The 22,643-nt window shown below is 61.7% G+C and carries 18 protein-coding genes and 1 riboswitch; of the genes, 5 read left to right on the top strand and 13 right to left on the bottom strand.

The window, feature by feature from the left end; genetic code table 11:
• Positions 1-53 precede the first annotated feature (53 nt).
• Positions 54-2,309, bottom strand: coding sequence for an LTA synthase family protein (locus tag AB5Y90_RS03755; protein WP_368166592.1), 2,256 nt, complete (start codon positions 2,307-2,309; stop codon positions 54-56).
• A 255-nt stretch (positions 2,310-2,564) separates the two neighbouring features.
• Here AB5Y90_RS03755 and AB5Y90_RS03750 point away from each other — a divergent pair, with 255 nt between their 5' ends.
• Positions 2,565-3,650, top strand: coding sequence for a hypothetical protein (locus AB5Y90_RS03750; protein WP_005333743.1), 1,086 nt, complete (start codon positions 2,565-2,567; stop codon positions 3,648-3,650).
• 82 nt (positions 3,651-3,732) lie between these two features.
• Here AB5Y90_RS03750 and lysC read toward each other — a convergent pair whose 3' ends face one another.
• Complete coding sequence (lysC, locus tag AB5Y90_RS03745) at positions 3,733-5,085, bottom strand: lysine-sensitive aspartokinase 3 (protein WP_123173266.1); 1,353 nt, start codon at positions 5,083-5,085, stop codon at positions 3,733-3,735.
• A 90-nt stretch (positions 5,086-5,175) separates the two neighbouring features.
• Positions 5,176-5,399: riboswitch (Lysine riboswitch) on the bottom strand.
• A gap of 107 nt (positions 5,400-5,506) precedes the next feature.
• Entirely contained in the window at positions 5,507-6,835 is a 1,329-nt protein-coding gene (gene argA, locus AB5Y90_RS03740; protein WP_005345063.1) for an amino-acid N-acetyltransferase, read from the bottom strand.
• Between the two features lie 268 nt (positions 6,836-7,103).
• Between argA and msrA the strand changes: the two genes are divergently transcribed.
• Positions 7,104-7,736, top strand: a complete 633-nt coding sequence (gene msrA / locus AB5Y90_RS03735; RefSeq protein ID WP_368166591.1) for a peptide-methionine (S)-S-oxide reductase MsrA — start codon at positions 7,104-7,106, stop codon at positions 7,734-7,736.
• 262 nt (positions 7,737-7,998) lie between these two features.
• On the opposite strand, the gene AB5Y90_RS03730 is transcribed toward msrA, so the two are convergent.
• The 3 genes from AB5Y90_RS03730 to AB5Y90_RS03720 are packed head-to-tail and all read right to left on the bottom strand — an operon-like array spanning position 7,999 to position 9,260.
• On the bottom strand, positions 7,999-8,334 hold the full coding sequence (locus AB5Y90_RS03730) for a DUF3802 family protein (protein ID WP_005333735.1): 336 nt from the start codon (positions 8,332-8,334) through the stop codon (positions 7,999-8,001).
• Between the two features lie 57 nt (positions 8,335-8,391).
• Positions 8,392-8,880, bottom strand: a complete 489-nt coding sequence (locus AB5Y90_RS03725) for a GNAT family N-acetyltransferase (protein WP_368166590.1) — start codon at positions 8,878-8,880, stop codon at positions 8,392-8,394.
• A complete protein-coding gene (locus AB5Y90_RS03720; protein WP_368166589.1) occupies positions 8,877-9,260 on the bottom strand; it encodes an MmcQ/YjbR family DNA-binding protein in 384 nt (127 codons plus the stop codon). Before AB5Y90_RS03720 ends, AB5Y90_RS03725 begins: the two co-directional genes overlap by 4 nt.
• A gap of 118 nt (positions 9,261-9,378) precedes the next feature.
• Between AB5Y90_RS03720 and AB5Y90_RS03715 the strand changes: the two genes are divergently transcribed.
• Entirely contained in the window at positions 9,379-10,170 is a 792-nt protein-coding gene (locus AB5Y90_RS03715) for an alpha/beta fold hydrolase (protein ID WP_005333728.1), read from the top strand.
• Positions 10,171-10,807: 637 nt separating this feature from the next.
• On the opposite strand, the gene AB5Y90_RS03710 is transcribed toward AB5Y90_RS03715, so the two are convergent.
• From AB5Y90_RS03710 to AB5Y90_RS03700, 3 genes are all read right to left on the bottom strand, one after another.
• Positions 10,808-11,848: a lipocalin-like domain-containing protein gene (locus AB5Y90_RS03710; protein WP_368166598.1), complete on the bottom strand. Its 1,041-nt coding sequence runs from the start codon at positions 11,846-11,848 to the stop codon at positions 10,808-10,810.
• A gap of 185 nt (positions 11,849-12,033) precedes the next feature.
• Positions 12,034-14,463 carry an FtsX-like permease family protein gene (locus AB5Y90_RS03705; protein WP_368166588.1) on the bottom strand — a complete coding sequence of 810 codons (2,430 nt, stop codon included), beginning with the start codon at positions 14,461-14,463 and terminating at the stop codon, positions 12,034-12,036.
• A gap of 30 nt (positions 14,464-14,493) precedes the next feature.
• Complete coding sequence (locus AB5Y90_RS03700) at positions 14,494-15,174, bottom strand: ABC transporter ATP-binding protein (RefSeq protein WP_100645631.1); 681 nt, start codon at positions 15,172-15,174, stop codon at positions 14,494-14,496.
• A gap of 197 nt (positions 15,175-15,371) precedes the next feature.
• Here AB5Y90_RS03700 and AB5Y90_RS03695 point away from each other — a divergent pair, with 197 nt between their 5' ends.
• On the top strand, positions 15,372-15,839 hold the full coding sequence (locus AB5Y90_RS03695; protein ID WP_005333716.1) for a DUF4357 domain-containing protein: 468 nt from the start codon (positions 15,372-15,374) through the stop codon (positions 15,837-15,839).
• Between the two features lie 107 nt (positions 15,840-15,946).
• Positions 15,947-17,371 (top strand): sodium:proton antiporter NhaD, encoded by a 1,425-nt coding sequence (gene nhaD / locus AB5Y90_RS03690; RefSeq protein ID WP_368166587.1) that lies wholly within the window; start codon positions 15,947-15,949, stop codon positions 17,369-17,371.
• An 87-nt stretch (positions 17,372-17,458) separates the two neighbouring features.
• Here the strand turns inward: nhaD and AB5Y90_RS03685 are convergent, their stop codons facing one another.
• From AB5Y90_RS03685 to AB5Y90_RS03670, 4 genes are all read right to left on the bottom strand, one after another.
• Positions 17,459-18,670, bottom strand: coding sequence for a Bcr/CflA family multidrug efflux MFS transporter (locus AB5Y90_RS03685; protein WP_005352704.1), 1,212 nt, complete (start codon positions 18,668-18,670; stop codon positions 17,459-17,461).
• Positions 18,671-18,783: 113 nt separating this feature from the next.
• The gene (locus tag AB5Y90_RS03680) at positions 18,784-20,478 is read right to left on the bottom strand and encodes a hypothetical protein (protein WP_216977852.1); all 1,695 of its coding nucleotides are present in this window, start codon (positions 20,476-20,478) and stop codon (positions 18,784-18,786) included.
• Between the two features lie 58 nt (positions 20,479-20,536).
• Positions 20,537-21,907 carry a hypothetical protein gene (locus AB5Y90_RS03675; RefSeq protein ID WP_368166586.1) on the bottom strand — a complete coding sequence of 457 codons (1,371 nt, stop codon included), beginning with the start codon at positions 21,905-21,907 and terminating at the stop codon, positions 20,537-20,539.
• Between the two features lie 167 nt (positions 21,908-22,074).
• Positions 22,075-22,635 carry a hypothetical protein gene (locus tag AB5Y90_RS03670; protein ID WP_109113231.1) on the bottom strand — a complete coding sequence of 187 codons (561 nt, stop codon included), beginning with the start codon at positions 22,633-22,635 and terminating at the stop codon, positions 22,075-22,077.
• Between the last annotated feature and the right edge of the window lie 8 nt (positions 22,636-22,643).

The following is a 22,643-nucleotide window of genomic DNA, read 5'->3' as shown; positions in this document are numbered from 1 at the left end:
ATGTCCAACAACAAGGCCGCGGATGCGGCCTTGTCTGTTTTTGTGGGGAGGGATCAGGGCAGGGCATCGGGCCGGAAGCTGGCGCGGATCTGCGGCACCAGGCTTGATGGGTCGAACCCTTTTTCCTCGCCCAACACCGGATGAAGCAGGGGTTTTTCTTCGATGGGGGTGATATCCCCCGCCAGCAGCTGGCGGGTGGCCTGACCCATCTGGTAGAGCTGGCGCACCGGCGCAAACTGGGTCGCCAGATTGAGGGGATCATCTGCGCGGGTGAAGGCCATCATGGGGATCTGGTAGGTGGCATCGCGGGCCGGCTTGTCACCGTGAATGCCCTTGCCGGCAGACATCAAAAACGGCTGGTGATCGCCAAAGGCCACCACCAGATAGCGCTTGCCCGACTGGTCTAGGGTCTTGAGCAGCCGCTCCAGCGAGGCCATGGCATCCACCACCCCGGTGTAATAGGTGTTGAGCAGCTGGGTGTCACTCTCGCTCTGGTTCGGGCAGGCGCCGCTGCGCTCCTGCCCCTGATAGCGGGGGCCATCGAAGGGGCCGTGCCCCTGCATGGTGACCGCATAGGCAAACAGCGGTTTGTCATCCTGTTCGCTGCGCTTGAGCAGGTGGTCGATGAGCGCATCATCGGAGATATAGAGCCCCTTGTGCTCAAGGGTGGTGAAGCGGGTGTCGAACCAGCGCTCCTCATAGCCGAGCGCCGGGATTGCCTTGGCGCGGCCCCAGAATTTTTCCACATAGGGGTGGGCGAACAGGGTCTGGTAGCCGCTCTGTCTGGCGCTCTGGGCCAACCCCGGCACCTGCTGCGAGAGGTAGTAGTAGGGCACCACCCCCTGCTTGAGCAAGCCCACCGGCAGGCCGGTGTTCATCTCGAACTCCGCCAGCACCGTCATGCCGCCGGTGGTGGGGGAGTGGATGGTCTTTTGCCACTGCTGCACGCTGGCGGGCAGGGAGAGGGTGGGAGCCGGGGCGCAGATCCGCCCCTTCCAGTCGAGCCAGAGCGACTCATATTGCAGCACGATCACCAGATCCCAGCGCGGCGCTATGCCCTGGGGCGGATAGCTCAGCTGCGGGGTCAGCTCGTTGATCTGCAAGGGGTAGCGAAACACGCTGCCGCTTTGCAGCATCTCGTCCACCAGATTGAACAGATAGAGGCCGGGGCCGGAGCGGATGATGTCCCTGTGGTAGTTGACCGCCCGATCCACGTAGCGAATGTTGGCCCCCAGCAGCTTGTTGCCGGTCTGGGTGGCAAAGACGCACAGGGCAAAGAAGGCGACGGTGGCAGCGGCTGTGCGCAGCACCCAGCGTGACAGGGCAAAGCGCCAGCAGAGAAACAGTGCCAGCAACACGGTGAAGATGGGCAGGATGGGGTGCTGGTCGAGCAGGATCCGCAGCAGCGCCAGCAGGTTGCCAAAATCGTCCCCGCCGAGCGGCACGCCGTAGATGGCGATCTTCATAAAGTTGGCCAGCAGACCTATGCCAGACAGCGCGGTAAAGACCAGCCCCATATAGAGGTTGAAGCCCGCCAGCGCGCAGAGGCTCCAGCCCAGCACCATGCTGCCCCAGGCCAGATAGTAGTGCTCCGGCCGAAAGCCTGACCAGAGCAGAAACTCCCCCAGCTTGAACACCACGAAGCCGTGCAGCAGCACGAAGGTGAGGTTGCCCAGCAGCAGGCTGCCGATGATCCGCCAGCGCAGGCTGCGGCGCAGCTTTGGCAGCACCGTCTTGAGCACGGCGGCGCTCAGGGCCAGTACCAGCGTCAGGCTCACCACCAGATAGGTGAGGTTGAAGCCCTGCTCCGGCAGGGTTTGCAGGATCTGGCTGAAATCGCCGCTCTCGGGGCGATCCTTGAGCAGCAGACCGATGCGCAGCTGATAACGGCTGGCCAGCGCATCGTCCGGGGCGCGCAGGGTGCTGTTGAGATCCAGAGTACAGCGGTGATTGCGGCACACCTGACGCTTATCCACCGCTTGACTGAGCTGGTCGATCCGCTCCCCCTTGTCGTTGAGCAGCTCTACCCGCACCTTGTCCCCCGCTTGCAGCGGCCCCCGCAACTGCCACTGACTGCGCACCACCAGATAGAGGCCGCGGCTGTCGCTTTTATAGAGCAGGGCGTGGCGGGTGAGGGTGGCCAGCGGATTGTCGGCGGGGCCCAACACCAGAGGTTGGGCACGGCCCAGCCAACTGCCGGGATTGATCAGCGGCAACAACAGGGTCAGCAGCAGCAATCCACCCAGCAGGGCAAGCAGCAGAGAGGGCAGACTCAGGACGCGGGGGCGGCCTGAGGAGGGGCGATTCATATAAGCTCATCCTTTGAGCGAGTGAGGGAGAGATCGTTCATCCGCATAGAGTTTGACCCGATGGTGCGGGCCTTGTTTCAGCTTGTCAATTTAATGACCACTTAATGAATATTTGGTTACAGCTCAACCTTGCAAATTGTGATCCCGATCGAGGGGTTGTTCGGAATATGTGATGAAAGCGTCATCATGGGGTTTTGCCACTGGCTTGGGAGGGATCTGCTGTTTAGTCTCTCGATAGCGACTGGAGGTACATGTATGAATCCCAAAGTGATGGCACGTCAGGCCAGATTGCTGCGCATGCTGGAGAGCAAGGAAGAGATCCGGATCGGACGCGAGCGCGACTGCCCGCTGCCGCTGGCCCAACTGGTCAAGCTGAAGGATAGCCATCCGGCTGTGGTCAAGGTATACCGCCACGGTCTCACCGCCGAGGTGTTTCACCTCAAGGTGGAGGGGCATCACTGGTGCCTCAAGCGGCGCCGTCAGGATTCGCTGGTGGCCAACCTCGATGGCAAGACCGCCTTTCTGACCGAGCTGGAGCGGCGGCGCGAAATCGAGGCGCTGCGCGAGCTGCACCCTACCGTCCTCTCCCACGTGGTCTGCACCAGCTTCGGCTCGGCGCGGGCCGGGGTACTGGTCTCCCCCTGGTTGCGGGGTGTGCCGGTCCATCAGCTCAACGAACGCAATCTGGCCCAAATGCTGGAGGTGCAGGGGGAGCTGGCCCGCTGGGGCTGGTTTGACTGGGACCCGAGCCCGGGCAACCTGCTCGATGACGGCGAGCAGATCTGCGTGTTCGACTTTGGCTATATGTGGACCTTCGATCCCCGCTTTGAATACAACTCCAATGGTCTGGTCGACCCGCAGTTCCATGTGCCGGAGCGACTGGAGACCCGCACTCTCTCGGGGCTTTGGCTCGATGAGGCCGATCCTCTGCCGCAATTTCGCTACTGGCGTGAACTCTGCCTCAAGTGGGTCAAACGGGAGATCCACCACCTGATCCGCGAAGGGGCCAGCGCGCCCGTGCTGGCCCGTCTGCACGCCCTGCAAGGGGAGTGGAGCGCCGCGCTGGCGAGCGACGAGGCGCTGGTCGCCAACTGGTGGCGGGACATGTATCGCAGCCACCGGCTCGATGTGGCCGATGATCTGAGCGGCCAGAGCTGCGGCCCGCTCACCCTGCGTCGCCTCGACTGGTTGATGCAGGCGGTGACGGATCACTATCCGCTGCTGGTGGACAATCTCTCGCCTCAGGAGACGGAGCTCGGCCAGACCGGGCTGCTGGCCCGCTTGCAGCAGCTGCGCCGCGAAGCCGTGGCCTGCCAGCTGCCTGCCACCAGCCTTGCCTGAGCCAACACATCTGCGGAATAAAAATGAACAGGGCGCCTTGCTGGCGCCCTGTTGCATGGTCTGGTTTACCTCGCGGTGAGGGTCAGTCCAGCAGCTCCTGATGGAGGCGGTTGACGATATTGCCCGCCTCGCTTTCCTTGACCAGGAAGCAGAGGTTGTGGGCGCTGGCGCCGTAGCAGATCATCCGGATGTTGTGCTCGCGCAGGGCGTCAAAGACCTGACTGCCCACCCCGTTCACTTCGCTCATCCGGTTGCCGATGAGCGCCACCAGTGCCAGACCGGTTTCCACCTCCACCTTGCAAAGCTGGCCCAGCTCGGCCAGTACCTTGTCGCTCAGGATCGGTTCGCCGTTGCTCTGGCTGCCGGTGTGATCCAGCGTCAGTGACACGCTCACTTCCGAGGTAGTGATGAGATCGACCGAGATGCGGTGACGGGCCAGAATGCCGAACACTTCGGCCAGAAAGCCGTAGGCGTGGAACATGTTGAGGCTGTGCAGGGTCACCAGCACCTGCTGGCGGCGCAGGGCGACGGCGCGAAACAGCGGGCTTGAATCTGTGCTGGCGCGGATCCAGGTACCACCGGCGGCGGGGTCCTTGGCGGAGCCGACAAACACCGGAATATTCTGGCGCACCGCCGGTTGCAGGGTGGCGGGGTGCAGCACCTTGGCGCCGAAGGTGGCCATCTCGGCCGCTTCGACAAAGCTGATTTCCGGGATCGGGCGGGCGCGGGTGACGAGGCGCGGATCCGTGGTGTAGATGCCGGGCACATCGGTCCAGATCTCGATACTGGCGGCATCGAGTGCTTCGGCGAGCAGGGCCGCGCTGTAGTCAGAGCCGCCGCGCCCCAGCGTGGTGGTGCGCCCATCGCCATCGGCACCGATAAAGCCCTGGGTGATGATGAGGCTGTCGCCAAGCTGCGGGCCCAGCGTCTGCTGGCAGAGGGTTCGGGTGGTGGCCAGATCGACGGTGGCCTTGCCAAAGCGGCTGTCGGTGCGCATCAGCTGGCGCACATCCTGCCAGTGGGCCTTGACGCCGCGCTGGCGCAGCAGCTCGGTAAAGAGGCGGGTAGACATCAGCTCGCCGCAGGCGATGAGGCGATCGGCCAGCTCCGCATCGGTATGTTGGTGGGCTTGCTGGGCCATGAGGCGAATTTCGTCCAGCTGGCCATGAATGAGGGCGCTCACATCAACGGGGTTGCCGAGATCGGCCAGAATGGCCTGCTGGATCCCGGCCAGTTTGGCCAGCTGCTCGTCGCGGCCCGCCTCGTCCAGCTCCCCTTGTGCCAGGGCGACCAGCAGGTTGGTGACACCGGCGCTGGCACTCAGTACCACCACCCGGGTGGCGGGATTGTCCAGCACGATGTCGGCGCAGTGATTCATGGCCGGGAAGTTGGCGACACTGGTTCCGCCAAACTTGGCGACATTGATCGGGCTCATTGCTTACTCCTGTCTTATTTTAAGATTCCGGTTCCATCGGGCAAAAAAGAGAGGAGGAGGCTGAAAATGGCAGGAATGAACGAAGCTATCCCGGCCAGAAGCACTCCACCTGCAGAGCCCATCCCGTACCGCCCCTGACAGGGCGCGGTGGGGGATGATCACTACCGATGACAACCCGGGGGATTCAGCCCCCGCAGCCGACGTTGAGGTCACCAGTCTCCTCACTCGTCTCGGCGCTGCTCCCCCTGACCCAAGTTCACCGGACGCTGGCGTCCTCCCTTGGGCTGCCTGGGCAGCGCTCCTCTTCTGGCTCCACCAGGGCGGTGGAGTGCATTTAGAAATACCCTGCGTTGGATTGCACTGTCAATCGAGTTTGTGAAAAAGTTCAAATTGTCGGCTAACTCAACGCAGAATCAATGGCTTAGGCAATGGTCTTTGACAAAACCTTGGAACGACGCTGCCAGTTGTAGAGACGCTGGCGCGCCACCGGCAGATCTTCCACTTCCAGCGGATCGAAGCCACGCTCCCGGAACCAGTGGATGGAGCGGGTGGTGAGCACGAACAGGCGACGGATCCCGAGCCGTTTGGCCCGCTCGGCCACCTTGGCCACCAGCTGATCCCCCCGGTTGGAGTTGCGATAGTCGGGGTGGATGGCGACGCAGGCCATCTCCGCCATCGCCTCTTCCATAAAGCAGTAGAGGGCCGCGCAACCGATGATGAGACCATCGCGCTCGATGATGGTGAACTTGTCGATCTCCATCTCCAGCTGCTCGCGGGAGCGGCGCACCAGAATGCCTTCCTCCTCCAGCGGGCGAATGAGATCCAGAATGCCGCCGATATCCTCGATGGTAGCGGCGCGGGCCTGCTCGGCACTTTCCCGCACGATCTGGGTGCCGAGGCCGTCGCGACTGAACAGCTCCTGCAGCATGGCGCCATCATCCTGATAGCTCACCAGATGGGAGCGGGGCACCCCGCCACGGCAGGAGGCAATGGCCGCACGCAGATAGCGGGCGGTGCCGGACATCTCTTCTCCCGCCTGCTCCAGCTCCACCAGCAGCTCTTCGGCCTGCTCGGGGAAGAGCTCGGAGATGGCTTCGCCGCGTCTGTCCATTACCCCCTGGGTGCTGCTAAAGCAGATGAGCTTGTCCGCCTTGAGATCGACCGCCACCCGGCGAGCCACCTCTTCGGAGCTCAGGTTAAAGCTCTCGCCGGTGACCGAACAGCCGATGGGGGAGATGAGCACCAGACTCTTCTGATCGAGCTGGCGGGTGATCCCCTCCACGTCGATGCGGCGCACCCGGCCGCTATGGCAAAAGTCGATGCCATCATCCACCCCCAGCGGCTGGGCGGTGACGAAGTTGCCGCTCACCACGCTGATCCGCGCCCCCTGCATTGGGGTGTTGGCGAGCCCCATGGAGAGCTGGGCGGTGATGTCGTATTGCAGGCCGCCACACACTTGCTTGATGATGGTAAAACTCTCGTCATCGGTGACCCGGATCCGCTTGTGATACTGGGCCTCGATACCGGCGCGGGCCAGCGCTTCATCGTTTTGCGGACGTGAACCAAACACCAGCACCAGGCGTATGCCCAGTGTCTGCAGCAGGGCGATATCGCTGACGATATTGGCGAAGTTGGGGTGGCAGATGGCTTCTCCCCCCATCATCAGCACAAAGGTGGCACCCCGATGCACATTGACATAGGGGGTGGATTGCCGGAAGGCATTGACCAGACTGGGTTCGCGTTCACGCACTTGATATTTCTTCCATAAAAAAACAGCGATTGGCTCAATATATGAAAATTAATTCACAAATCAAGACTAAATATTGATTTTGGCCGTTTCTGGTCTACGAGGGGCGGCTTGGCCGTGCGGATTGTGAAAGGGTGACAGACGGTGCAGACGGCCGCCGGGGCGAGCGGGGAGGGGCCCGCCGGTTGATCCGGCGCGATAAACTGCTATCTTCGATGCTCCTTTTCGTCAGCTGTGTGATTTCACAGGGTTTTATACAAGGACAGAATTCATGGAACAGATTATTTCACCGGCAGATGCCCTGCCGGGACGACGCGAAGCGATGGTGATTGGTCAGCAGCATGCGGTGAATGGCAACCCGACCCAGGGGCCTTGGCCGGAAGGGATGGCGGTGGCCTGGTTTGGTATGGGCTGTTTCTGGGGCGTGGAGCGCCTGTTCTGGCAGCAGCCGGGCGTTTACTCCACCGCGGCAGGTTATCAGGGCGGCGTGACCCAGAATCCCACCTACAAAGAGGTGTGCAGTGGCCTGACCGGCCATGCCGAAACGGTGCAGGTGGTGTTTGATCCGGCGGTGATCAGCTACGGCGACCTGCTCAGACTGTTCTGGGAGCAGCACGATCCGGCGCAGGGGATGCGTCAGGGCGGGGACATTGGCACCCAGTATCGCTCGGTGATCTTCTATGGCGACGAGAGCCAGCAGGTCATTGCCCAGCAGAGCATGGCGGCCTACCAGCAGGCGATGGCGGCAAGCGGTGACAGTCGTGCCATTACCACCCGCATTTTGCCGCTGGCGCCCTTCTACTACGCCGAGGATTACCATCAGCAATATCTGGAGAAAAATCCGGATGGTTACTGCGGATTGGGTGGCATTGGAGTCTGTTTGCCGCCCAGCCTGAACCGCTGAACAGGTTTGTAGTCGATTTCTTAATAAAAGTGAAAATAAATGGTCGGAGGAGGGAACTTATTGCGACCAGTCGGGACTAACTAGGTAGCGTCCAGGGATCGGATGCAAAGTCCAGACACATTTCTTGCCTTGATAACCGCCTGATGAATGAACGCACTGGCGGGTTGAAAATGATAGCAAGCAGGGCTGCCCACCAAGGCGGCCCTTTTCCTTTTATGCGTGTTTTGAAATCTTGCGTTGGGCGGGAGAACCGGACGGCAGATCAGCCGATGGCGCTGTCGAACAGGTTCTTGATGAGATCGATAAACTCGATGAGGAAGGTTTTCTGTTCCGGGGTCGGGGCGCGCAGCCAGACGGCAGAGAGCACCTCTTCCAGATCGGCGACCACGGCGTCGGCCTCCTGCATGATGGCGAAACGCACCTTGGGATCGAGCTGGGGGTTTTGCTCGCAAATGGCCATCAGGTTGCTGGCAACACGGCCACTGACCAGATCTTCGATGGTCTCTTCACCATCGTTCTGCTGTTGGGATTCAAACAATCCCAAACTCTCCACCAGATACTCGATCAGCGAGATATAGCCTTCACTTTCTACCACCATGGTTGCTGCCTCAATACAGTAACAATACGAAAATTAAGCGTATTTTAGTGGCTTGCCCTAGCTTGGCAAGCCGCAGTGCAGGCGATGGCGCGTAAAACTGACTCCGCCCCGCTCCACGCACTCCAGCCCGGTCAACGTAAAGCCATGTCGTAAAAATAGCTCATAACTGAAGGCGCTGGCCTCAGTGGTGATGAGGGTCATACCGAGCCCTCGGGCCCCCGCGAGCGCCGTGGTGAGCAGCAGATTGCCCAGTCCCTGGCGCTGATGGTCGGCGCTGACATAGAGCAGGCTGAGGTGGCCATCGGGGCTCAGAGTGACAAAACCGAGGGGCACATTTGCCTGCTCCGCCACCCAGCCGTGGTGTTCACGCAGCTGGCTGACAAAGCCCGGATGTTGTGAACCGAGGGCCCACTGCTCCACCTGCTCGGCGCTGTAGTGCTCGGGGCCGCTGCGTCGCACCGCCTGCTCAAACAGGGTCACGAGAGCGGGGATATGTGCCTCGCCAAGGGGGACAATGCAAAGTGCTGGACTAAGTGCTGGCGTCATAAGGTTGGGCCGTCAGTGGGGGAGAGGGGGCACGGCGCCTGTGGCCGTTTGGCTTTGGGCAGACCCGCGACAACCCGCTCATAGGAGTGGTGCACCCAGCCCTGCCAGAGATCATCTGGCAAGGTGCTGTTCAGGGTCACTGTGTTCCAGTGTTGCTTGTTCATATGCCAGCCCAGTTTGACCTCGGGGTGGATCTCGCGCAGCAGCAACGCCAGCTCGGGCTCGCATTTGAGGTTGATGGTAAGCGGCTCGGCCTGCCAATCCACCAGCGCGAACATCTTGCCCGCGATGCGGTAGACCAGGATCTCCGGGCCAAACGGGGTATCTTCGGTGGCGCCCGGCAGGGTCAGCAGAAAGTGGCGCAAACGGGTCAAATCCATGGAAAGTTCTCGCGCAAGGGGTGATCCGGGTCATGTCAGGCGCATATCTATCGGCGGGCCTGTTCTGTTAATATGCGCGCAGCCGAGTATACCCCCCATCACCAAGGGAGCCTATTGGATGTTGTATCACAAGACTTTCGAACTGGGTCCCGAGCGGGATTGGGTGGTGTTTGTCCACGGCGCCGGTGGCAGCTCCTCCATCTGGTTCAAGCAGCTGCGCGCCTATCGCGAACACTTCAACGTGCTGCTGCTGGACTTGCGCGGCCACGGCCAGTCCCACCAGTTGCAACAGGTGGTCAAGGGCCACTACAGCTTTCGGGAAGTGACCGAAGATATCGTTCGGCTGCTCGATCATCTCGATATCCGCCGCGCCCACTTTGTCGGCATCTCCCTTGGCACCATTCTTATTCGCCATCTGGCCGAGCTCTGCCCGGAGCGGGTGAAAAGCATGGTGCTGGGAGGCGCCATTTTGCGGCTCGATATCCGCTCGCGGGTACTGGTGCAGCTGGGCCGACTCGGCCAGCACTTCCTGCCCTATATGTGGCTCTACCGGCTGTTTGCCTTCATCATCATGCCGCGCCAGCACCATCAGGAGTCGCGCAACCTCTTTGTGCGCGAAGCCCGCAAGCTCTGCCAGAAAGAGTTCAAACGCTGGTTCCGCCTCGCCACCGAGGTTAACCCGCTGATGCGCTATTTCCGCGAACGCTCCCTGCCCATTCCCACCCTTTATGTGATGGGGGAGGAGGATCATATGTTTCTGGCACCGGTGCGGGAACAGGTGGCCCGCGATGCCAGCTCCTCGCTGGCCGTGATCGAACAGTGCGGCCATGTCTGCAATGTGGAGCAGCCGGAGCAATTTAATCGCCGTACGCTGGCATTTATTCAATCGTTGGGAGGGGGGAGGAAATAATTACATGCAAAAATTTAGGAATGTTATTTAATTAACGCTTTTATATAGCCTCTATTTGGCGGTAATGCTAAGGAAGGTGCGAATAAGTCACCAAACATAAAAATGCGCCCTTGTAAGCATTTGAATTTAATAAACTAAATTTTTCAGTTTCGTTGTGGAGGGTGCTTATTCGCACCCTCCCTAAAGGTATTTCAAGCTCATCAATATTTTTAAATCGTTCAATTTTGATGCTATTAATCACTTCATCATCCCGAAACATGTTGAAATAAAAAAGTATAGGGTTGTCGTATCCTACGTATTGTTTTAACTGGATTGCTAGGAATAAGTCACAGACTTATTCATCTATTTTTGAGGCTTTGAGGTCCAGATGAGCATGGTATCAAACACTGATTTGCTGTAGTGAGTGAAAAGTTAGTTAACATTTGAATTTTGGAAGGATTTTTGACGAGGATCAGACTTGAGCCAAGTTGGCTGCGGGTTGAGTGGGTAAGGGGGTTCAATAAATAGACAGACAAGGCATCCTCGACGACTGGCGCCAAGTGACAGAAATGGCTGGGCAATATCACGGTTGTGCCCTGTTATCAGGGCGATTTGTTTTTAGGTCATCGAGCAGACCGGCCACGTTTGTCGAGGGTGTTCAGTAGCCGGTCATCTCCAGATAGCCGACCCCCTTGGCATCCCCCGAGACAGAGACCGCTCCCTCCCAGTAGTCAAAGCGACCTGTCATGGCCTGATTGGGCTGACGGGCTTGGATGGTGAGGCTCATTCCGGCGGCGTTTAGCTGCCACTCGACGGGGTACGCTTGCCCCTTGGGGCCGCGCCAGGTGTTGCCCGGGGTGAGGCGAATCGCGTCGGGGGCGAGCACCCGGCTGCTGCCATCCCGCTCAATCAAAATACCGTAACGGTTTTCTGGCTCAGTGCGTCCCGGTTTGGTGCGTAGGCGAAACAGCATCAGCTCGCGGCCATCGGCCAGTTGCAGGGAAAACCAGTCCCAACCCGATTGCCACTCGGCCAATACCGAGCTGCTCCACTCGTGATCAAACCACCCTTGTCCGCTGACGGTGCGGGTTTCGCCATCGCGAGTCAGGGTGCCGCTCAAATGCAGGCGCGGGTAGGAGTAGTAAAAGGAGGCGTTGCCCGGGCTCTTCTCGCTGTAACCGGCCTTGCCTTGCAGCACCAGCGGCTTGGCGGCAGTGACGGTGAGGTTCAGCTCGCCAATTTTGCTCTGCACCTTGAGGATGGCGGGGAACAGCGCCGCCCCTTGCGAAGCAAGCCGCCACTCCCTGAGCCAATATTGGCCGCCGCTGGCCCCCGCCAGCCCCGGCCCCTGCCGACTGGCCCGTTCATCTTGCTGGTGGCTGCCACGGTCGAGATCCGTGATGGCAAATTGGGCCAGCCAGAGCTGGGGAGTGAGCCAGGGGTTGCTGGTGCGGAGTTCTTGCTCGATCCCTTGGCGAAACAGGGTCCACTGCATGCCATATTCGCGCCCCTGTTCATCCTTGAGGTTGCCGGTGAGATACCACCACTCGGAGCGGTAATCGGGGTGGGCGGCGTGATCCTCCGGCAACTGGATGGTTTGCCCCGGCTGCACCTTTTTAAAGCTGTCGCTGCCGCCGCCGAGCAGGGTGCCCAGATCGCTGGCCTGCGCGCTGCCAATCATGGCAATCAGCGGGAGCAAGAGGGTGGCGAGCCACAGGGGCCGTAAGGAGGACAAGATCCCCCTCACCCTGGCCCTCTCCCGAAGGGAGAGGGGATGGTTCAATGCCGCACTCTGCTCTTCTCTGCGCTGAAGAAGGGGCGGAGAGAGGGAAGTGGTCAATGGGGTCGTCAAGCCATGGCTGAGCCAGTGCGGTAGCCGATATTTCATACCACTCTCCTTGCCGCATACCAGGAGGCCAATGCGCCACAGACCGGTGCCAGCAACAGGGCGGTGACCGCATGAAGGGGGGCGGCCTCAAAGGCGAGGCGCCAGCCAAAGGCGCGGGGATTGACCACCTCGATCAGCACCCAGGCAAGGCCATACCCTACCGGCAGGGCCAGCAGGGCGGTAAGCAGCCCCAATCCAGCCCCTTGCCACACCAGCAGCTGGCGGCAATGGCGGGGGCTCAAGCCCAGACTCTGCAAGGTCTGCAACTCGCCACGGCGCGCCAGCCCCAGCACCATAAAGGCCGAGCCAATGCCGACAAAGGCGATGCCCAAGATCAGCAGTTTCAATAGCTCGGTCACCACAAAGGTCTGGTCAAACACCTTGAGCGCCGCGCTGTGGATGGCGGGGGCGGAGAGCAGATTGAGCTGCGTGCCAAAGCGCTCGCGCAGGTGGTCGGCCAGCTGCTCGGGGTCGTTGCTAAAGAGGGCGAGGGATTGCACCGCGCCGGCCTCGAAGGCGTGCAGGATCTGTCCCTTGTCGCTGCCGTAATCCTGATAGACGCCGGTGACGGTGAACTGCCTTGGCCCCTGCTCGCCGCTGATCGCCAATATCTGGCCCACCTTGACCCCGAGGCGCACCGTCAGGGGTTCGCTCGCCAGCACTTCGTCGGGGCGGGTGGGCCAGCGTCCGGCCAGCAGCGGATAGGCCGCTTTAAGCTGGGGAATAAAGTCCATCTGCGCCCACTCGATGGGCTGCCCCTGCCAGCGGGCGGGGTGCACCGAGCGGCGCGAGGCGGTGCTCACCAGCGGATTGGCGAGCAGGGTCTCGAGGGTGGCTTCGTTCAAGGTGCCCTTGTTGCCCGCCACCCCCTTGGGGGCGGTGACATAGAGATCGGCGGCCAGACGCTGGCCGAGCCAGATCTCCACGCTGGAGCGAAAACTCGACACCATGACCCCGATGCCGATGGCCGCCGCGATGGCCAGCTGCAACGCCATCACCGCGATAGCGGTGCGATCGAGGTGATAGAGGGTCTCGGCCACCCCGAGCCGGGCGGTGAGGGGGCCGCCCGCGCGCCGTCGCTGCCAGCCAAGCAGGCCGCGCAGGGCATCGGGCAGCCAGAGCGCCATGGCCAGCAGCCAGCCGCCGGCGATAAAGAGGGCGCCAGTGAGACCGGTTTGCGGCAACCACAGGCACAGAGCGCACAGCAGCAGGATGGCGATGGCCAGCACGCGCCGTCGCCACGGATGCACGGGAGTGCGGCTGCTCCCGGCACGCAGTTCGAGGGGGGATTGGCGCAGCAGTTGCCACCAGCCGGGCAGGTTGGCGGCCAGCGTGCCGAGCAGCCCGATCAACAGCGCCTTGAGCAGGCTCACGGGGGAGAGGCGCAACAGATCGATGGGGTTGGGCCCATAGAGATCGGCCAGCGCCTGGGTCAGTTGCCCCATCAGTGCCAGCGCCAACAGGCTGCCGAGCAGCACCCCGAGCAGGGTGCCGAGGGTGGCGAGAATAAGTAGCTCCAGAATGAGCCAGCGGAGTACCCGGCTCGGCCCCATTCCCAGAATGATCAACTGGGCCAGCTGGGGGCGACGCACGCTCTGGACAAATCGCTGGGCGTTGAACACCAGAAACAATCCCACCGCCATGGCGAGCAATGAGAGCGCCGTCAGGTTAAGGGCCAGCGCATCGCCAAGCTGGCTGGCATCGAGCGCCGGGCTGATGGGCTCAAGCCACAAGGGCTGGTTCGGGTAATCGGTTTGCAGGGTGGCCTGCAGGGTGCGAGCTTCTGATTCGCTTAGCTTGAAGACGATGCGATCGAGCCGACCCGCTTTGCCCAGCAGCGGTTGGGCGAGGCCGATGTCGGTTATCAGCAGTCGCTCCATGGGCACGGCGCCCGGTTCAAACGTGCCCGCCAGCGTCAGTGTCAGGGGTTTGGCGCTGGCGCCATCGCTGCCGCCCAGCACAAAGTGGCGGCTCTGGCCTGCTTGCCAGCCAAGGCGCTCCGCTTCGGGGGCCGCCAGCCAGATGCTGTCGGCACGGTTTAGGGAAAAGGCGGGCTCGCTTGCGGGTCGGGCGCCAAACAGCTGGCGCAGGGGGCCGGGGTTGAAGAGATCCATCCCCAGCAGCTGAAAACTGCGGCCCTGATCATCTTTGAGCCAGCCATGGAGCTGGGGCATGGCATCCAAGGCGGGCTGGCTGGTCACCAGCTGCACGTAGAGCTGCTCATCCAGCCCGCCAGCGGGGGCCAGCCGGTAGTTGGCTTCCCCTGCCAGCTGGCTGCGGGCAGCGACAAAATTGGTGCGGGCACTGTGATTGAGCAGCTCGATGGCCACCACCAGCGACACCCCCAATACCAGCCCGGCCAGACTCATCAGCAGCAACCAGGGGTGGCTGCGATAGAGGCGCAGCAGCGCTTTGAGTGGCAGCATCAGCGTGCCTCCTGCTGGCACAGTTGCCGCTTAGTCATGACGGGGTCCCTTGAGCTCGATAAGTTGACCCCCTTCAAGGCGCAGCACCCTGTCTGCCAGCGCAGCATAGGCGGGGTTGTGGCTCACCAGCAGCAAGCCTGCGCCAGTATCCCGCACCGCCGCCACCATCAACGCCATTACCTGCTCGGCATTGTGCTCATCGAGGCTGCCGGTGGGCTCGTCGGCGAGCAGCCACTGGGGTTGATGGATCAGGGCGCGGGCCAGCGCCACCCGCTGTCGCTGGCCGCCGGAGAGATGCTCCGGCCAGGCATGGCGCTTGTGGCTCATATCGAGCCGCTGCAGCAACTGGTCAATCCTTGTCTCATCCGGTGGCATACCGTTGATGGCCAGCGGCAGGGTCAGATTCTCGGCCACGTTCAGGGTCGGCAGCAGGTTGAAATCCTGATAGACGATACCGAAATGGCGGCCCCGCAGGCGCGCCCGCTCGTCGGGGGAGCGGGTGTCGATCCGGGTATCCCCCAGCCAGATCTCCCCTTCATCCGGTGCAATCAGCCCGGCGATCAGATTGAGCAGGGTGGACTTGCCACAGCCGCTTTGGCCCAGCAGCAGGGTGATCTCACCAGCGGGGAGGGCGAGATCGAGATGGTGGAACAGCGGCAGTCGTTCACTGCCGTTATCGAAGCTCTTGCAGAGGTTGCGCAGGGTCAGCATGGGATAACCGTTTGATGGTCAATGGCTTTCATCATGCTTGGTACGCTAGCACGGCCAGCATTGATCAACACCCCTTACGGTTGATCAAGAGTGCCAGTTAGTGATCAAGGCGGCAAAAGAGCAGTGGATCCTCGCTGGATCCCGCTTGCCCGAGGTGGTTAGAATAGGGGCTTCCATGGGTCACAGGATGAGCAAGGATGTTACACAAGCAAGTCAGTTTTATCATCGATAGCAAGGGCAACAAGCAGGCTGCCGTCGTCCCCATCGAGATCTACAACGAGCTGATGACCCTGCAAAAGGCACTCTCCGACAACCGGCCGGGGGAGCGCGAGCTCTACCACTTCAACGGCAAAGGGGCCGAGGCCCACGGTTATCCGGTGGGCAAGCGGCAAAATCCGGGCTTTATGGTGCTGGCCGGTTCCACCGCCAATGGCGAGGATGCCGCCTCCCTGCGTGAAGCGGTGATCGAGCTGCGTCACGAGCTGCTGGAGAAGGGGGTCATAGTGCCCCGCAGTCAGGGCGGCTTTGTCTTTACCGCCGATCAGCTGTTCAACAGCCCGAGTCTGGCCGCCAGTCTGGTGGCGGGCAATAACCGCAGCGGTCTGGATGCCTGGCAAAACAGCGCAGGCTATACCCTCAAGCAGTCGGGTTTCGGCAAGAAATAATCCCGCGTTTCGACAGCAAACCAATTAAGCGTTAATTGACCTGGATGAATTTTTCTTTTCATCCAGGTGCTAGCATCATTGCCAGATGGTTCTAAAAGGAAGAGACCATGTCTGCGCTCACCCCTGTTATTTTGCTGCTGTCCCTGTTTATCCCTCCTGCCCATGCCAGTAGTGGCCCTGTTCTGTTGACATCTTCCTCAATCGGGCTTTTTTGTGTCGGATTGTTTGTGTTGGCCTACGCCCTGGTGATGGCTGAAGAGTATCTGCAACTGCGCAAGTCCAAACCCGTGCTGGTGGCCGCCGGGGTGATCTGGATCCTGATCGGTATCGCCTATGCACAGCAGGGGATGAGCCCTGTCGCCGAGCAGGCATTTCGCCATACCCTGCTGGAATATGCCGAGCTGATGCTGTTCCTGCTGGTGGCGATGACCTATATCAACGCCATGGAGGATCGCAGGCTGTTCGATGCCCTGCGCGCCTGGCTGGTGCGATCCGGCTTTCACTTGCGCACCCTGTTCTGGTTGACTGGCGGGTTGGCATTTTGTATTTCGCCGGTGGCAGACAACCTGACCACTGCGCTATTGATGTGCGCTGTGGTGTTGAAGGTGGCCAACGGTGATCGGCGTTTTGTCAATCTTGCCTGCATCAACATAGTGATCGCCGCCAACGCCGGAGGGGCGTTCAGTCCCTTTGGCGATATCACCACTCTGATGGTGTGGCAGGCGGGCAAGGTGCAATTTGGTCAGTTCTTCACTCTGCTTATTCCCTCTCTGCTCAATTTTCTGGTCCCGGCCATCCTGATGAGCCTGATGGTGCCGCGCCATGTGCCGGAGGCTGATAACGAGGTGGTCGATCTCAAGCGGGGGGCCCGCCGTATCGTCGCGCTGTTCTTGCTGACCATCATCACGGCGGTGCTATGCCACAGTTTCCTCCATCTGCCACCCGTACTGGGCATGATGCTGGGGCTCGGTTATCTGCAGTTTTTCGGCTTCTATTTGCGCAAATCGCTGCCGCGATCCCTTGCCCGCAAGCGTGCGCTCTATGAACGCAATGGCGATGAGGTGCGGTTGCGCAGTCTGGGTTCTGTGGTGCCATTTGATGTGTTCAACAAGGTGGCCAAGGCGGAGTGGGATACCCTGCTCTTCTTCTACGGGGTGGTGATGTGTGTCGGTGGGCTGGGCTTTATGGGGTATCTGGAGCTGGTGTCACACTGGCTGTATGCCGGTGGGGAGCCCACCATGGCCAACATCTTCATCGGGGGCTTGTCGGCCATCGTGGATAACATTCCCGTGATGTTTGCCGTACTGTCGATGAACCCGGATATGGCGCTGGGGCAGTGGCTGCTGGTGACCCTGACCGCCGGAGTGGGTGGCAGCCTGCTCTCCATCGGCTCTGCGGCCGGTGTTGCCCTGATGGGACAGGCCCACGGCATGTATACCTTTTTTGGCCACCTGAAGTGGCTGCCTGCCATCTTGCTCGGTTATCTGGTGAGCATAGGGGCGCACCTCTGGCTCAACAGTGCCCAGTTCTGAACGTCTTGGCGCGAGTACGAGCCAGTACGAAAAGAGGCTTCCGTTGATGGAAGCCTCTTTCGTTTTCCTGACAGGGGGGAGGGGGGATCAATCGCCTCGTTTGCCGGTCAGCAGCCAGTAACTCAGGGTGGAGCCTACGCCGCAGCAGGCGATGGCGATGGCCATGGGCAGTGGCGAGTGGGGCGGATTGAGGTTGACCAGAATACCGACCAGGGCGCCGATGCCAAAGCGCAGGGTGCCCGCCAGTGCCGATGCGGTGCCCGCAGATTGGGGGAAGTGGCCCATCAGGCCGGTCATGGCGTTGGCGCCCACCAGACTGATATGGCCGACAAACAGCACCACCGGAATGACGATGCCCCACAGGCCGCCGGTCTGGCTCCAGGCGTTATAGACCAGCAGGGCGCCCGCGCAGGGCAGCACCAGCAGACCGTATTGCAGCATCCGCTCGGCGCCCACCCCTTTCACCAGTCGGCTGTTGACGAAGGTGACCACCATCATCAGCAGGATATTGAGGCCAAACAGCCAGCCGTAGTGCTCGGTCGGCACCTTGAAGTATTCGATATAGACGTAAGGGGAGCCGCTCAGGAAAGCGAACATGCCGGAGCTGGAGAGGGAGCCGCACAGCACGTAACCCATGGCGCCGCGATGGGAGAGCACCCCCCAGTAGTTCTTGAGGATCTGGCCCAGATTAAGGGGTTGGCGATGTTCCGGTTTCAGGGTCTCCTGAATTTTCCACTGCATCACCAGACAGATCAGCAGGCTGATCCCCACCAGCAGCCAGAAGATCACCCGCCAGTCGGCGTGGGCACTGATATAGCCGCCCACTACAGGCGCCACCAGCGGCGCCAGGGTCATCACCAGAATGACGAACGACATGGCGCGAGAAAACGCATCCTTCTCGAACAGATCGCGCAGCAGGGCATTGACCACCACAGAGCCCGCCGCACCGCCCGCTGCCTGCAACATCCGATAGGCCAGCAATTCAGGCAGGGAGTCCGCCATGGCGCAGCCCACCGAGGCGATGGCAAACATGATGAGCCCCGCCAGGATCACCGGCTTGCGGCCATAGCTGTCGGCCAGCGGGCCGTAGAAGAGCTGACCGATGGCAAAGCCGCCCAAAAAGGCGCTGATGGTGAGCTGGGCGCCGTCGATGCTGGTGGCCAGATCCCGGGCGATGGCCGGAATAGCGGGCAGATACATATCCACCGCCAGCGGGGTCAGACCCGCCAGAGCACCGAGCAGGATAAACAGGAAACGGGGGGAGAGGGCGGCAGCCTGAGCTGTTGGCGATTGGGGCATAGGGTATCCGCTGGTGAACCTTGGTTGAAAAAGGGAGAAGGGCGAGTCTATCAGGTTTGCCCCCGCTCGGCATGACGTTCCTGCCCCCTCAAAAGGGGGAGGTGCTCGGCCGCTCAGCCACCTTGGGAATCACGCTTGCGGTCATGCGGGCGCGCTGCGCGGATCACTCCCCCCAGCCAGAGCAGCCAGGCCAGCGACGAGATGGCGTACCCGAGCCGCTCCGGCCAGCGGGCGGTGAGGGTAAAGGTGAGGCTGTGTTGTCCGGCGGGCACCCAGACCTGCACCAGCCCGTTGCGGGTACTGCTGACGCTCAGCGGCAGGCGCTGGTCGAGCCTTGCCTGCCAACCCGGGTAATCAAACTGGTGCAGGATCAGTTTGGCGGGCGCCGGGGCATCCACCGTCAATTCGATATGACGAGGCTGCCAGCGCTGGATCTGCCAATTCACCCCCTGATGGTCGCTGGTGATGGCGGGCTGGAATTCCTCTTTCCAGGCCAGCAGGGTGGGGGCAAACATGCCGCGCGGCACCTGCTTTGGCCGATATTCGCGAGCGCTGCGCTTGCTGTCGAACTCCCCGTCAAGCTGACTCTTTACGGGAGCCTGGGTGAGCGGTGCCTCGCGTACATAGATTCCCTGCGAGAGCAGGGTGAGGGCAAGCAGTAGCCACCAGACCCACTGCCACGGGCGATAGGTGGGGGTACCCAGCGCCACCACGGCGACGGTAGCGATGACCAGCAGCAGATTGAGGCGCCAGGGAAATTGCACCAGTTGCAACGGAGTGAGCAGGCGCCACAGGGGCTCGCTTGGTGGCAGCATCATCAGAAAGCTCAGGGTGCCAATGACCCCCCAGAGCAGCAACTCGGGATGGCGTGGCTCGCGGGCAGCCGCCCAAGCTACCAGCAGCAGAGCCAGGGTGAGCAGCGTCAGCCAGGCGAGATGGCCGCGAAAGCGCCAGTCATCACGGCTTTGGGGCAAACGATCCAGAAAGTTGCGCTGAAATTCGAACATGCCAGTGCGCATCTGCTCCATGGAGATCCCCCCCTGATCCAGCAGGGCGGGCAGCAGCAACAGGCTGGCCATCGCCAACCCCCAGAGCTGGCCCAGCAGGGTGTCAATGAGCGGGGAGGCGGTGACAGGGACACTGACAAGCGTTGTGCTCCCCTTGTAGCGCCAGACCAGCAGCAGGCTGCGCAGGGTGAGCAAGCCCAGAATGAGCAGGGTGCTTGGTAGATGGGAAAGCGTCAGCATGGAGACGGCCAGTGCGAGCAGCAGTAGCGCAAAGGGGGCGCCGCGGCAGAGGCGATCCTGCGCCAGCAGTGCCAGCGGTGCCCAGACGAAGGCCCAGCTCTCCGCCAAGGCAAAGCGGGCGTAGATATCGATGGCCAGATGATAGGGCAGCGCCATATAGAGCAGACTGGCCGACAGCGCCCGCCCGTGGCCGGCAAAGGGGCGCAACCAGAGATAGGCAAACAGGCCGGAGAGCCAGAGTGCCACGCTGCTGCTCCAGAGCAGCGGCGTCATCGCCTCGTGGGCCAGTGGGGTGGGGCCGGCGAACAGGGCGCTCACATAGTAGGGCAAGGGGGGATAGAAGAAAAAGACCGGGCTGCCAAAGGCGCCGTTCATCTCCATCAACCAGCGCGGATAGAGCTCACCTTGCCACAGTTGCACGGCAAAGAAGTGACCGGAGAGCAGGTGGTGAAACAGATCATGGCCCTGACTGCCGCCGCGCAGCCAGAATGGCAGCAACAGGAGGGAACAGGCCACGCTCAGCACCGACAAAACCCACAGCCACTCTCTGGTTACACGCATAAGGAGACTCGTCTGTTATGGATGCGCAGTGAGTGTACCCGAGTTGTTCCCCTCTTTTTTAGTTGTCTTGGTGGTTTTTTGTGTTCTTTCTGTGTTTCTTGTCACTTTCCCCATGGGGTGTCTGCAGTGAGGGAATGGCGAGCCAGAGGCCGGGCTCGGCGGCAAAGCGCGGGGCAAACCAGTGCTGGCGCACCGCAGTGGGCATTTCGCTCGCGGCGATGGGGCGGCGACTTAGGCGGCAGGCTCCCTGAGAGAGCGCCAGTGCCGCATCCCCCTTGTACCAGCCATCGGTGACGGCCAAGGCTGTGGTTTCCCGCAGCTGCCGCACGCCCCACTGGGTCACCAGCGCCGGGCATGCTGTTTCTGCCAGCCTTGCTGCCTGAACCATGGCGGGCGGACGGGGCTGGGTGAAGGTCGCGCCGAGCAGCAGCAATCCGGCGACTGCGACAACCCACTCGCCACGGCGCGGCAGCCAAGCTGCCAGCAGCACAATACCGAGCAGGGTGATGGGGGCCAGATGGCGGGGATTGTCAGGGTTCTGGCCAAACAGGGTCCAGAGCAGCAGGGCGAGCCAGTAGAGTGTCCAGAGCGGGGAGAGGGCGGCAGGGTGGTTTTTTGATCTTTGCCAAAGCGGCAGTACCAGCAGCGCCCCAACAGCCAAGGGCCAAAGCGGGGTGAGCTGATCGTTGAAGGTGCACGCCCAGCTCAGCAGTCGATCGCCATGGGCCGCCGCCGTGTTGCCCCACAGGGTAAAGTGGCCGTCGGTAAAGCGCCGCCCTTCGCTGAAATAGGCCCAGCCATCGGCCTGCCAGACAAACAGCAGGCTGATAAGCCCAACCAGTGCGATGGGGAGCACAAATCTGATGCGCGTTTCCTTCTGCGCCATCCCCAGCCACAGGGGCAGCAGCGCCAGCACAAAAAAGGAGGGACGCAGCGCCAGCATAAGGCCGAGTAACAGACCCGCCAGTGCAATTCTGCGCTGCTGTAAGGCCAAGAGCGCCCCGAGCCAGGTGGCGAGTGCCGGCCCGTCCGAAAGGCCGGAGAGCGCCAGCGTCGGGGTGAGCGGCAGGGCCAATACCAGCAGCCAGACGGGTGCCAGCAGGCTTGGCCGTTGCCACAGCTTCACCGCCAGCAAGGCGACGAGGGGCGCCAGCAAACTGCTCCCGAGCAGACTTGCCCACTGCACCGCCCGGGCCGGGTCGTCCACCAGCAGATTGATCAGCCGTGCCAGCCAGATAAAGGCGGGGTAGCCCGGAAAGTGGGGGGAGAACTCCAGCACGCTAAAGCGCATCACCCCGTGGGCAAAATTGAGGGCATCGTCGGAATCGAGGGCCACCGGGAAGGCCAGCAACCAGCCAAGCCAGGCCAGTTGCAGCAGAATGAGCAGCCAAATGGTGGTGGAGCAGGGGGAAGGCCAACGCCGGGCCATTACCTTCCCCCTCATCCCCAGCCCTTCTCCCGCAAGGGGAGAAGGGGGAGAAGGGGGCGAACCGGCGTTCGGGTGCATTTATCGGCAGGCCGTGCGTAGGGTGGGTAGAGCGCAGCGAAACCCACCGTGTGTCACAGCGAGGTGGCGCAATGATTGGCAGGTTGCCATCAAAGCGGCGCCAGCACGGCCATCAGCGCTTTTTCTGCATCGCTAAAGGCGGCGGCGTCGGCGGGCTTGGCGCCCACCCCGAATACCCCCGGGTTGCCGATGGCATCCAGCACCTTGGCCAGCGCCTGTTCGGCCGCCTTGCGATCCCCTTCATTGAGGGAGGGGAGGATCAAGTCGAGGAAGCGCTTGCTCTTGACCACCAGCACCTTGGCGGTCTGGTAGTCGCCAAGATTCTGGCTGGCCCCTTCGAGGCGGCGTTCGATCTCCGCCTTGTAGGCGCGATTGAGCAGGGCGGCGGTTGCTGCGGCGTCTTTGGCCTTGATGGCTGCGGCCAGTGGCGCTTGCAGCTCCACCTTGTGGTGCTGTTCCAGATAGGTCAGCTCCTCGGCAATTTCGCTCAAGGTGGCGCTGGCATCCTTGCCGTCAGTGGCGGCGCCCAGCAGCGCTTCGCGTGCATCGATCAGTGGCTCCTTGCCGGCGGCGGCGTAGGAGTAAGCCTGCGCCTGCCCGCAGAGGGCCAGCAGCAGGGTGAGGGCGAGTAAACCCGGGCGGATAGTCATCCTGTTCT

It is taken from the genome of Aeromonas sp. R4-1, assembly GCF_040908325.1.
In the GTDB taxonomy this organism is placed as follows: domain Bacteria; phylum Pseudomonadota; class Gammaproteobacteria; order Enterobacterales; family Aeromonadaceae; genus Aeromonas; species Aeromonas veronii.
Note: the sequence above shows the minus strand (reverse complement) of the source record. Positions and strands in the feature narration are given on the sequence as shown.